10 protein-coding genes are annotated in these 11,508 nt (G+C 66.4%); 8 read left to right on the top strand and 2 right to left on the bottom strand.

Annotated elements, in window-relative coordinates; all coding sequences use genetic code 11:
- Positions 1-70 precede the first annotated feature (70 nt).
- The 7 genes from ABQ137_RS02340 to glpK all read left to right on the top strand — a co-directional run bounded on the left by ABQ137_RS02340 (position 71) and on the right by glpK (position 8,194).
- Positions 71-1,147 carry an aromatic ring-hydroxylating dioxygenase subunit alpha gene (locus ABQ137_RS02340; protein WP_016904721.1) on the top strand — a complete coding sequence of 359 codons (1,077 nt, stop codon included), beginning with the start codon at positions 71-73 and terminating at the stop codon, positions 1,145-1,147.
- A gap of 20 nt (positions 1,148-1,167) precedes the next feature.
- Entirely contained in the window at positions 1,168-1,971 is an 804-nt protein-coding gene (locus ABQ137_RS02335; protein ID WP_016904720.1) for a GntR family transcriptional regulator, read from the top strand.
- Positions 1,964-2,947, top strand: coding sequence for a PDR/VanB family oxidoreductase (locus ABQ137_RS02330; protein ID WP_054591152.1), 984 nt, complete (start codon positions 1,964-1,966; stop codon positions 2,945-2,947). Before ABQ137_RS02335 ends, ABQ137_RS02330 begins: the two co-directional genes overlap by 8 nt.
- 55 nt (positions 2,948-3,002) lie before the next feature.
- Positions 3,003-3,830 (top strand): DeoR/GlpR family DNA-binding transcription regulator, encoded by an 828-nt coding sequence (locus tag ABQ137_RS02325; RefSeq protein ID WP_039528800.1) that lies wholly within the window; start codon positions 3,003-3,005, stop codon positions 3,828-3,830.
- Between the two features lie 222 nt (positions 3,831-4,052).
- Positions 4,053-5,567, top strand: a complete 1,515-nt coding sequence (gene glpD / locus ABQ137_RS02320) for a glycerol-3-phosphate dehydrogenase (protein WP_349781058.1) — start codon at positions 4,053-4,055, stop codon at positions 5,565-5,567.
- Between the two features lie 177 nt (positions 5,568-5,744).
- Complete coding sequence (locus ABQ137_RS02315) at positions 5,745-6,563, top strand: MIP/aquaporin family protein (protein WP_016904933.1); 819 nt, start codon at positions 5,745-5,747, stop codon at positions 6,561-6,563.
- Between the two features lie 131 nt (positions 6,564-6,694).
- Positions 6,695-8,194 carry a glycerol kinase GlpK gene (gene glpK / locus ABQ137_RS02310; RefSeq protein WP_349781057.1) on the top strand — a complete coding sequence of 500 codons (1,500 nt, stop codon included), beginning with the start codon at positions 6,695-6,697 and terminating at the stop codon, positions 8,192-8,194.
- A 136-nt stretch (positions 8,195-8,330) separates the two neighbouring features.
- Here the strand turns inward: glpK and ABQ137_RS02305 are convergent, their stop codons facing one another.
- Together ABQ137_RS02305 and pobA are read right to left on the bottom strand one after the other, a co-directional pair.
- Positions 8,331-8,843, bottom strand: a complete 513-nt coding sequence (locus ABQ137_RS02305) for a nuclear transport factor 2 family protein (protein WP_046345403.1) — start codon at positions 8,841-8,843, stop codon at positions 8,331-8,333.
- Between the two features lie 259 nt (positions 8,844-9,102).
- Positions 9,103-10,287 carry a 4-hydroxybenzoate 3-monooxygenase gene (pobA, locus tag ABQ137_RS02300; RefSeq protein ID WP_167708266.1) on the bottom strand — a complete coding sequence of 395 codons (1,185 nt, stop codon included), beginning with the start codon at positions 10,285-10,287 and terminating at the stop codon, positions 9,103-9,105.
- 98 nt (positions 10,288-10,385) lie between these two features.
- Here pobA and ABQ137_RS02295 point away from each other — a divergent pair, with 98 nt between their 5' ends.
- Positions 10,386-11,282, top strand: a complete 897-nt coding sequence (locus ABQ137_RS02295) for a helix-turn-helix domain-containing protein (protein WP_349781056.1) — start codon at positions 10,386-10,388, stop codon at positions 11,280-11,282.
- Positions 11,283-11,508 lie beyond the last annotated feature (226 nt).

The following is an 11,508-nucleotide window of genomic DNA, read 5'->3' as shown; positions in this document are numbered from 1 at the left end:
CTGGTCGCCAGCCGGCGCACCGCTGCCGATCCGCACCCCAGGTTGTATACAAACCCCAGGAGCCACGGTCATGTCCCAGTCCAAGCAGCTGTTTCCCCTCAACGCGTGGTACGCCGTCGCCTGGGACCACGAGATCAAGCACGCACTGACCCCGCGCAAGGTCTGCAACCTGGATGTGGTGGTCTATCGCACCACTGCCGGGGCGGTGATCGCGCTCGAAGATGCGTGTTGGCATCGCCTGGTACCGCTGTCGATGGGCAAGCTGCGCGGCGACGATGTGGTGTGCGGTTACCACGGCCTGGTCTACAACAGCCAGGGCCGCTGCGTGCACATGCCCTCGCAGGAGACCATCAATCCCTCCGCATGCGTGCGCAGTTTTCCGGTGGCCGAGAAGCATCGCTATGTGTGGATCTGGCCGGGCGACCCGGCGCAGGCCGACACCCGCCTGATTCCCGACCTGCACTGGGCGCACGATCCGGCCTGGGCCGGCGATGGCCGCACCATCTATGCCAAGTGCGACTACCGGCTGGTGCTGGACAACCTGATGGACCTGACCCACGAGACCTTCGTGCACGGCTCCAGCATCGGCCAGGACGAGATCGCCGAAGCGCCGTTCGAGGTGATGCATGGCGACCGCTCGGTGGTGGTGTCGCGCTGGATGCGCAACATCGACGCGCCGCCGTTCTGGGCCAGCCAGATCGCACGCCATCTGGATTACCGCGGCAAGGTCGACCGCTGGCAGATCATCCGCTTCGAAGCGCCCGGCACCATTGCCATCGACGTCGGCGTGGCCATCGCCGGCACCGGTGCGCCGGAGGGCGACCGCAGTCAGGGTGTCAACGGCTACGTGCTCAATACCATCACGCCGGAAACCGACACCACCTGCCACTACTTCTGGGCGTTCATGCGCAACTACGCGCTGCACGACCAATCGCTGACCACGCTGACCCGTGCAGGCGTCACCGGCGTGTTCGGCGAGGACGAGGCGGTGCTGGAAGCGCAGCAACGCGCCATCGACGCGCATCCGGATCACACCTTCTACAACCTCAACGTCGATGCCGGCGGGATGTGGGCGCGCCGCGTGATCGATCGGCTGATCGCCCAGGAGCAGCGCGCGCAGGAACTGTCGCTGCGCATGGTGGGCTGAGCACCGCATCGGAGGTTTCCATGTCACCCGCCACCCCGTTTCGCAGCAGTGCGGCGCAGACCACGCGCGCACTGCTGTCGCTACGCGAACTGATCCTCGACGGTACCCTGCCGGCCGGAACGCGCCTGTCCGAGCTGGCGGTGGTGCAGCGGCTAGGCATGTCGCGCACGCCCGTGCGCGCCGCGCTGCAGCGGCTGTGCGAAGAAGGCCTGGCCAGCGCACTGCCCGGCGGCGGCTATGCGGTGCAGGCCTTCAGCGAACGCGATGTGCACGATGCGATCGAACTGCGCGGCACGCTCGAAGGCCTGGCCGCGCGCATGGCGGCCGAGCGCGGAGCATCGGCCGCGGCGCTGGCCCAGGCACGCCAGTTGCTGGATACGCTCGACCGCATCGTCGGCTCGCCGCTGCACGCCATCGACTTCAGCGCGTACGTGCAGGCCAATGCGCAGTTCCACGCGTTGCTGGTGGCCATGGCCGGCAGCGATGTGCTGGGCCGCGAGCTCACCCGCGTGCTGCAGCTGCCGTTCGCCTCGCCCAATAGCCTGGTCATGGCGCAGACCACCAGCGCCGAGGCGCGGCTGATCCTGACCCTGGCGCAGGACCAGCACCGCGAAGTCCTGGCCGCCATCGAAGACCGCCAGGGCGCGCGCGCCGAAGCGCTGATGCGCGAACACGCACGGCTGGCCCATCGCAATCTGCGCCACGTGCTGCAGACCCCGGCGGCGATCACCCAGGTGCGCGGCGGCGCATTGATCGGCCGCGCCCATCCCGCCACTGCCGGCAGCAGCCGGCCCACCCCTCTGCCTGGAGTTCCCCATGCGTAAAGACACCCAGTGGCACCGCGCCCATGTGGTCAGCATTGCCGACGCCTGCGAGGGCGTGCGCGAAATCGTGCTCGACCCGGGCACCGCGGCGCGCGGCTTCGAGGTCGGCAGCCATCTGGATTTTCGCGTGCAGCTGCATGGCCGCGCCGACGTGCGCTCGTACTCGCTGGTGGGCGAGCCGCGTGCCGATGGCTACTACCAGATCGCGGTACGGCAGATGCCCGACAGCCGCGGCGGCTCGCGGCACATGTGGACGCTGCAGCCCGGCGATGAGGTGGAGATCTCCCCGCCCAGCAACAACTTTGCGCTGGACGAGGGCGGCGAGGAGATCCTGCTGATCGCCGGCGGGATCGGCATCACCCCGATCATCGGCATGGCGCAGCGGCTGGCGCGCCGCCATCACGCGTTCCGCCTGCTGTATGCCGGGCGCACGCGCCGTGCGATGGCCTATGTCGACGAACTGGAAGCGCTGCTGGGCGAGCGCCTGCAGCTGCAATGCGACGACGGCGCCGGCCCGGCGGACCTTGCTGCCGAGCTGGCGCGGCTGTCGCCCAATGCCGAGGTGTACGTGTGCGGCCCGCTCGGCATGCTCGAGGCGGTGCGCCAGCACTGGCACGCTGCCGGGCGTCCGCGCGCGCGGCTGCACTTCGAAACCTTCGGCAACAGCGGGCGGGTGCCGGCGCAGGCATTCGTGGTCAAGCTGCCCGGGCTCGGCCTGGAAGTGCCGGTGGCCGAGAACGAATCGATGCTGGATGCGCTGGCCGACGCCGGAGTCGAGCTGATCGCCGAATGCCGGCGCGGCGAATGCGGGCTGTGCGCGGTCGAGGTGCTGGACAGCGCGGCCGATATCGATCACCGCGATGTGTTCTTCAGCGACGAACAGCGCCGCGAGAACCGCAAGCTGTGCGCCTGCGTGTCGCGCGCGGTGGGCGGCAGCATCAGCATCGATACCGGCTACCGCGGCGAGCTGGGCTGAGCGCAGCCATCGACACGCCGGCGCTCGCGCAGCGCGTGTTTGCATCCTCACGCGCATGCGCGATCATCTGCGCATGGAGTCGACTCACTACAGGACGGTCCCGGCGCCGGCACTCAACCCGCGCCAGGAACAATTGGTGGCATTGGTGCGGCAGCAGGGCTTTGCCGAGGTGGAAGGGCTGGCGACGCGCTTCGAGGTGACGCCGCAGACCATCCGTCGCGATCTGACCCTGCTGTGCGATGCCGGCGTGCTGCGCCGCTATCACGGTGGCGTCAGCATGCCCTCGAGCGTGGAAAACCTGGCCTACACCGCGCGCAAGGCGCTGCAGGCGCGCGAGAAACAGCACATTGCCGCGCAGGTCGCCCGCTTCATTCCCGACGATGCCTCGTTGTTCATCAACCTGGGCACCACCAACGAAGAGGTCGCGCGCGCCTTGCTGCAGCACCGCGGCCTGCGCGTGATCACCAACAATCTCAACGTGGCGGTAATGCTCAGTGCCAACCCCAGCTTCGAGGTGATCGTGGCCGGTGGCGTGGTGCGCGGCCGCGACCAGGGCGTGACCGGCGAGGCGACGGTGGAGCTGATCCGGCAGTTCAAGGTGGACTTCGGGGTGATCGGCATTTCCGGCATCGATCTGGACGGCACCTTGCTGGACTTCGACTACCAGGAAGTGCGCGTGGCCCAGGCCATCATCGAGCACTCGCGGCAGGTGCTGCTGGCCGCCGACCACAGCAAGTTCGGCCGCAACGCCATGGTGCGACTGGGCACGATCGCCCAGGTGCACGACTGGTTCACCGACCGGCCGCCGCCGCAAGAACTGGCCGCCGTGCTGGCCGAGGCCGGCACCCGCGTGCACCTGGCCGAGCCTGGCGACGCCGGCTGAGCCAATTGTTCGTTTTTGTGCGTTTGCGGTGCGGCGTGCCGATCTGACGCCCTAATGATCCGCTCTGGCTATCGAAATTTCGGCTTCGATAGGCCAATTTACTCTTTATTCGCCTAGCTCCCAGGTCTCACGGCTCTTCACGTCCCGAAAAGGTTTGATGTTCGAATATGTTCGAACATGACAACTTGGGTTCGCTACTGGCGCGCCCGGACGGAGACACCGATGGGCGAGACATACGATCTTCTGGTGATAGGCGGCGGCATCAACGGGGTCGGCATTGCCCGCGATGCGGCCGGGCGTGGCCTGTCGGTGTGCCTGTGCGAACAGGACGATCTGGCCGCGCATACCAGCAGCGCCAGCACCAAGCTCATTCACGGTGGCCTGCGCTACCTGGAGCAGTACGAGTTCGCGCTGGTCGGCAAGGCGCTGGCCGAACGCGAGGTGTTGCTGCGGCTAGCCCCGCACATCATCTGGCCGCTGCGCTTCCTGCTGCCGCATCAACCGCATCTGCGCCCGGCCTGGATGATTCGCGCCGGCCTGTTCCTGTACGACCATCTCGGTGGCAGCAAGCGCAGCCTGCCGCGCTCGCGCCGGCTGTCGCTGCGCACGCACCCGGTTGGCCAGCCGCTGCAGGAATCGCTGCGCACCGGCTTCGTGTACTCCGATGCCTGGGTGCAGGATGCGCGGCTGGTGGTGCTCAATGCGATGGACGCCGCCAGGCGTGGCGCACAGATCCGCACCCGCACACGATGCGTCGGTGCCTGGCGCGATGCAGGCTTCTGGTATGCCGAGCTGGAAGACCGCGACGGCCGCCGCCGCACCGTGCAGGCGCGTGCGCTGGCCAACGCGGCCGGGCCGTGGGCGGTGTCGTTCCTGGACAAGGTCGCCGCAGTGCCGCACAAGCACGCACTGCGCCTGGTCAAGGGCAGCCACATCGTGGTGCCCAAGTTGTTCGACCACGACCACGCCTACATCTTCCAGCAGCCGGATCGGCGCATCGTGTTTGCCATCCCCTACGAGCACGACTTCACCCTGATCGGCACCACCGACGTGGATTACCAGGCCGACCCCGCCGCGCCCAGCATCGATGCGGCCGAAGTGCAGTACCTGTGCGATGCGGTGAACCTGTATTTCCAGCAGCAGATCGCCCCCAGCGATGTGGTGTGGAGCTATAGCGGCGTGCGTCCGCTGCTGGACGATGCCGAGGACAACGCCGCCGAAGTCACCCGCGACTACCAGCTGGAAGTGCTTACCGACGGCGCACCGTTGCTCAACGTGTTCGGCGGCAAGCTCACCACCTATCGCAAGCTGGCCGAAGAAGCGGTCGACCGCCTCACCCAGGCGCTGGGTGCCCGCAAGCCTGCATGGACCGCGCGCGGCGATGCATTGCCCGGCGGCGAACAACGCGATATCGCCAGCCTGCTCGAGCGCGTGCGCAACGCATACCCGTGGCTGCCGGCGCCGACCGCGCAGCGGCTGGTACGCAACTACGGCACCTGTGCGGAGCAGCTGCTGGGCCAGGCGCAGGACATCGCCGCCCTGGGCACGCACTTCGGCGCCGATCTGTACCAGGCAGAGGTGGATTACCTGCGTGCCCACGAATGGGCCGTGATTGCCGACGACATCCTGTGGCGCCGCAGCAAACTCGGCCTGCGCATCGACGCGGCCGGGCGCGCACGCCTGGAGGCGTACCTGCAGACACACTCGGTCCGGCAGGCGGACGGCATGCCGGCCTGATCGAACCACGTTGCCGGCGAGGACGGGTCGCGCGGCAACGTATCCTGGCGCATTCGCCAGCATCATCCTGAGTCACGTGGAGGGCACCCTGATGAGCATCACCGAAGACCCCTGCGCGCCAATGCGCGCATCGCACCACCCTGCCTGCGTCATCGCCATCGGCACGAGGACGCGCGCATGAGCCGCCAACTCGTGGGTGAGTTGATCTCCGAAGCGGTGGCGATGTTCATCATCATCGCGCTCGGCGATTCGGTCGCGGCGATGTACGTCCTCTACGACCCCAGCCCGTACCAGAACGCCTACTGGGGCGTGTGCATCGCCTGGGGCCTGGCGGTGACGCTGGCGATCTATGTCACCGGCTCGGTGTCCGGCACGCATGCCAACCCGGCGGTGACGCTGGCGCTGGCGCTGTTCCGCGGTTTCTCCTGGAAGAAGGTGCTGCCGTACTGGGGCGCGCAGGTGATCGGCGCATTCCTGGGCGCGGCCATCGTCTACCAGTTGTACGGCCCGGTCATCGACCACTACAACCAGGTGCAGCAACTCACCCGCGAAGCCGGTGGCGCCGCCGGGGTGTTCTTCACCGCACCCGGCCTTGCGGTCACGCCGATGCATGCGCTGGTCGACCAGATCATCATCACCGCGTTCCTGATCTTCGGCATCTTCGCCATCACCGAACAATTCAACGAAGCCGCGCCGACCGCCAACTCCGGCGCGCTGATGATCGGCCTGCTGGTGGCGACGCTGGGCGCGTCGATGGGCTATCTGGAAGCCTGGGCGATGAATCCGGCGCGCGATTTCGGCCCGCGTCTGTTCGCCTACCTTGCCGGCTGGGGCGAGGCCGCATTGCCGGCCAAGGACAACTACTGGTGGATCCCCATTGTCGGCCCGTTGATCGGCGGCCCGATCGGCGCGCTCGCCTACCAGTGGCTGATCCTGCCGTTCCTGCCGGCACGCGTGCGCCATCTGCAGGGCGGCAAACCGCTCGATCCGCGCTGATCGCCCTGCTGCACGACTGACAGCACAGCGCCGCCGCCGGACAGGCCGGGTTTTATCGGCCTTTCGCGCAGCGGCGTGCACTGCCCCTTTCTCGCCGTGCGCCAGCGCCGGCATTGTTCGAGGAATCTCCGATGGAAAAGCAATACGTCCTTGCGATCGATCAAGGCACCACCAGTTCACGGGCGATGTTGTTCGATCGCAACGGCAAGGTGGCCGGCGTGGCGCAGCGCGAGTTCGGCCAGATCTTTCCGCAGCCGGGCTGGGTGGAACACAACCCGCGCGAGATCATGACCAGCGTCTACACCACGATCACCGAGCTGCTCAACAACGCGCAGATCGATGCGCGCTCGATCGCCGGTATCGGCATCACCAACCAGCGCGAGACCGCGGTGGTGTGGGACAAGGCCACCGGCCAGCCGATCTACAACGCCATCGTCTGGCAATCGCGGCAGACCAAGGACATCTGCACGCAGCTCAAGGAGGCCGGACACGAGCAAATGGTGCGCGACAAGACCGGCCTGCTGATCGATGCGTACTTTTCCGGCACCAAGGTCCAATGGATCCTCGACCACGTCGACGGCGCCCGCGAGCGCGCGCGTAACGGCGAGCTGGCCTTCGGCACCATCGACAGCTGGCTGATCTGGAATCTCACCGGCGGCAAGGTGCATGTCACCGACTACACCAATGCCTCGCGCACGCTGATGTACAACATCCACACGCTGGAGTGGGACGCCGAGCTGCTGGCCATGCTCGACGTGCCGAAGGAAATGCTGCCGGAGGTACGCTCGTCCAGCGAAATCTACGGCATGACCCAGACCCAGTATTTCTACGGCGAGCAGGTGCCGATCGCCGGGATCGCCGGCGACCAGCAGGCGGCGCTGTTCGGACAGGCCTGCTTCGAGCCGGGCATGGCCAAGAACACCTATGGCACCGGCTGCTTTGCGCTGATGAATACCGGCGACAAGGCGGTTGCGTCCAAGGCCGGTCTGTTGACCACGATCGCCTGGGGCATCGACGGCAAGGTCGAATACGCGCTGGAAGGCTCGATCTTCGTCGCCGGCTCGGTGGTGCAGTGGCTGCGCGACGGCCTGCGCATGCTCGGCAAGGCCAGCGACTCGCAGGCCTATGCCGAACGCGCCGGCGACAACGACGGGGTCTATCTGGTGCCGGCCTTCGTTGGCTTGGGCGCACCGTATTGGCGCAGCGATATCCGCGGCGCGGTGTTCGGGTTGACCCGCGGCACCACCAAGGAACATTTCGTGCGTGCGGCGGTGGAATCGATGGCCTACCAGACCCGCGACGTGTTGACTGCGATGCAGGCCGATTCGGGCATCGAGCTGAAGGAACTGCGCGCCGACGGTGGCGCCATCGCCAACGACTTCATGGCGCAGTTCCAGAGCGACATGCTCAACGTGCCGGTGCTGCGCCCGGAAGTGGCCGAAACCACCGCGCTTGGCGCGGCCTACCTGGCCGGTCTGGCGACCGGATTCTGGAGCAGCCGCGAAGAGATCGCCAAGCAGTGGGCGGTGGATCGCCGCTTCGAGCCGACCATGGCCGACGACAAGCGCGAACAACTCTATGCCGGCTGGCAGCAGGCAGTGGAAGCGACGATGGGCTTCCGTATCAGCTGACCGCTGCGCTCAAAAAAACAACGCCCGCCATCAGGCGGGCGTTGTCGTTTCCGTCAACAACTAGCATGGTTGCTGACGACCTGCATGGATCACGCATTGCAGGGCTGCACGTTGCAGCCCTGCAATGCAGCAGCGATTACTGGCCGCCGCTATTGGCGCGGCCGGCAATGGTGTCCGGATCCCAATGCTCCTTGATCAGGCCTTTTTCGATGCGGAACATGTCGAACCAGGTAGTGGTGTAGGTGGTGCCCGGTTTGTTCGGATTGGGCAAGGTGCGCACCGACACCAGCGTGACCAGATCGCCGTCGGCAGTGATGGCCACCAGCGGCAGCTGCACGCGCGGCTGCACCGGCGTCGGCTTCACGAAGGCGGTCAGGAAGGCGATGAAGGCATCGCGGCCATTGGCCACATTCGGGTTGTGCTGGATGTAGTTCTTGTCCATGTACATCGGCGCATACTGCACCTGGCCGGCTTCGAACACGGTGCGCCAGAAATCGTAGACCAGCCGCTTGTTGGCGGTTTCATACCAGGTGGAGCCGAGCAGCATCTTCTGGTGGTTGGGATTTTCCGTCACTGCGGTCTGCGCGAACGCAGCCACCGGCGCCACCAGCATGACCAGCAGCAAGGCGCGTGAGAACAGCTTATTCATGGAAGACTCCTTACGTGGAGACGGGCACTGCATTGGCAGGGATACCAGCACGCTGCACCGTTGATTGGGGGACGACGCGCCTTGGCATACAGGGTTGTTCACGCGTCGCCGCCAGCCTAACGGCCGCGTCCGCTCGCCCGCTAGCCGCCCTGGAGTGCACCAGGGCACCTGCGGTATTGGTGGTAATCAGAAGATAACCACGGCAGTCGGTTTTCTCGCGCGCACGCACGAGGCGTCTCGGCGGCAACCATCGCTACGCTCAATCCGGCAGCTCCACCAACGGCAAGCCCGCATAGTTTTCGGCCAGGGTGGCCCGCCCGGCCTCGCTGTCCAGCAGATAATCCAGCTCTGCGGCATGAATGCGTGCGGTGAATGCGTCCTGGTCGTCGAAGGTATGCAGCAAGGTGGTCATCCACCATGAAAACCGTTCGGCCTTCCACACCCGCTGCAATGCCAGCGCCGAATACTGTTGCAGCACCGCGGTATCGCCACGCGCGTTCCAGCGCTCGAACAATTGCGCCAGCAAACCGACATCGGCCAGCGCCAGATTCAGGCCCTTGGCGCCGGTGGGCGGTACGATATGCGCCGCATCGCCGGCCAGGAACAGACGCCCGTACTGCATGGGTTCGGCGACGAAGCTACGCAACGGCGCAATGCTCTTCTCGATCGACGGCCCGGTGAGCAGTTGCGCAGACAAGGCGTCTGGCAGACGCGCACGCAACTCATCCCAGAACGCCTGATCGCTCCATGCCTCCACCCGCGCATCGGCCGGCACCTGCACGTAATAGCGCGAGCGCGTCGGCGAGCGCATCGAACACAAGGCAAAGCCGCGTGGGTGCTGCGCGTAGATCAACTCGTCGTTGACCGGTGGGGTGTCGGCAAGCACGCCAAGCCACCCGAACGGGTACACCCGCTCGAACAGGCGCAGTCGCTCCGGCGGGATGCTGGCGCGGCTGATGCCATGGAAGCCGTCGCAGCCGACGATATAGTCGCAGTCGATACGCAGGCGCTGGCCATCGTGGGTGAATTCCACCGCAGGCGCGTCGCTGTCCACTCCGCACAGTGTCACGTCCTGCGCGCTGTAATACGTTGGCGCAGCGCTGCGTGCACGGGCCTGCATCAGATCGGCAGTGACCTCGGTCTGGCCGTAGACGGTCACGCTGCGTCCGCAGCCGCGCAGCAGATCGATACGCTCGCGCCGGCCATCCAGCGACAGTTCGAAGCCGTGATGCGGCAAGCCTTCGCGTTGCACGCGTGCGCCAACGCCTGCCTGCTGCAGCAGCGCCACGCTGCCCTGTTCCAGCACGCCGGCACGGATACGCCCCAGCACATGCTCCGGGGTCTGCCGCTCGATCACCACGGTATCGATACCGGCCCGCAGCAACAGCTCGCCCAGCAACAGGCCGGAGGGGCCAGCGCCGATGATCGCGATCTGGGTTCGCATGCAATGCTCCTGCCTCAGCCGACGGATGCAGGCCAGTGTGGGTAGCCAAGCACATGCTTTGAAGGGATGATTGCGTGCAGTGCTTGGACTTTTCGACGATGCCCACACGCGCGCACGCCACTGCCGCAACTACCGCGGTTCCCGCCTTCGGCCTGTATGGCGAGCAGCATGCCGACACGCCCGAGCTGTTGCACTGGGAGTCGATTGCCGCACGCAGCCGGCTGCATGACTGGCGCATCGCCCCGCACCGGCACGAGGACCTGGCGCAACTGCTGTACGTGCAACGCGGTCCGGCGACGCTGCAGCTGGATGGCCGCAGCCAGCGCGTGCGTGGCGCAAGCGTGATCTGGCTGCCACCGCTATGCGTGCATGGCTTCAAATTCGATCCACAGGTACGCGGCCACATCATCACCGTGTGCATGCCCTTGGTACGCAATGCCTTGAGTGCCGCGCCAGTATTGCAGGGCGCACTGACGGTCCCGCAGGTCCTGCACGCATGCCGCGCACGCGGATTGCTCGACGTGCTGTTCGCCAGTATTGCCGGCGATCACGCGTACCGACGCATCGGCCACGAGGCGGCATTGCACGCCGCCGCAGCGCAGCTGTTGATCTGGACCGCCCGCACGGCGTTGGAGCACGCGCAGGATGCGGCTGCGGTGAGCCCGTACGCCGACCCGGCATTGCGCCATCTGCGTGGCTATCAGGCCCTGATTGACCAGCACTATCGCGCGCACTGGCCGATCTCCCGCTATGCCGAGCAGCTGGGTCTGACTCCGGGCCATCTCAACGCGTTGTGCCAGCGACTGGCCGGCGCCTCGGCACTGCAGTTACTGCAGCGCCGGATCATGCTCGAAGCACGCCGCAGCCTGCGCTACACCAGTCTGAGCGTGCAGCAGATCGCCGCCAGCCTTGGATTTTTCGACGCTGCATACTTCAGCCGCTACTTCGCACGCCATGCCGGCTGCTCGCCGACGCAATTCCGCGCTGGCGAGTAAGAGCGGCTGGTCTGGAGCTTGGCTGCAGAGCCCTTGCGATAGCTCAATCCTAGAGCGGTTGATCTCAGGCTCTGCAGCGGGGCCCTCGCCCGCCCACCCTCGCAGGACACGCCGCAAGTACATCCCTGTACGCGGCATCCATGCCGCGTAAGGTCCCGCGACGGCGGGCGGGCAAGGCCCAGTTGAGATGGTCGGTGGGCAAGGTTAAGAGCGGTGCGCTTGGACA

It is taken from the genome of Xanthomonas sp. WHRI 8393 (assembly GCF_040203315.1).
GTDB lineage: Bacteria > Pseudomonadota > Gammaproteobacteria > Xanthomonadales > Xanthomonadaceae > Xanthomonas > Xanthomonas arboricola.
The sequence above is the reverse complement of the archived record's forward strand: the minus strand, read 5'-3'. Positions and strand labels throughout refer to the sequence as shown.

Bases quoted from the DNA above. Each gene is read 5' to 3' on its own strand.
- ABQ137_RS02340 (WP_016904721.1), top strand. From the start codon at position 71: ATGTCCCAGTCCAAGCAGCTGTTTCCCCTCAACGCGTGGTACGCCGTC.
- ABQ137_RS02335 (WP_016904720.1), top strand. From the start codon at position 1,168: ATGTCACCCGCCACCCCGTTTCGCAGCAGTGCGGCGCAGACCACGCGC.
- ABQ137_RS02330 (WP_054591152.1), top strand. From the start codon at position 1,964: ATGCGTAAAGACACCCAGTGGCACCGCGCCCATGTGGTCAGCATTGCC.
- ABQ137_RS02325 (WP_039528800.1), top strand. From the start codon at position 3,003: ATGCGCGATCATCTGCGCATGGAGTCGACTCACTACAGGACGGTCCCG.
- glpD (WP_349781058.1), top strand. From the start codon at position 4,053: ATGGGCGAGACATACGATCTTCTGGTGATAGGCGGCGGCATCAACGGG.
- ABQ137_RS02315 (WP_016904933.1), top strand. From the start codon at position 5,745: ATGAGCCGCCAACTCGTGGGTGAGTTGATCTCCGAAGCGGTGGCGATG.
- glpK (WP_349781057.1), top strand. From the start codon at position 6,695: ATGGAAAAGCAATACGTCCTTGCGATCGATCAAGGCACCACCAGTTCA.
- ABQ137_RS02305 (WP_046345403.1), bottom strand. From the start codon at position 8,843: ATGAATAAGCTGTTCTCACGCGCCTTGCTGCTGGTCATGCTGGTGGCG.
- pobA (WP_167708266.1), bottom strand. From the start codon at position 10,287: ATGCGAACCCAGATCGCGATCATCGGCGCTGGCCCCTCCGGCCTGTTG.
- ABQ137_RS02295 (WP_349781056.1), top strand. From the start codon at position 10,386: ATGCCCACACGCGCGCACGCCACTGCCGCAACTACCGCGGTTCCCGCC.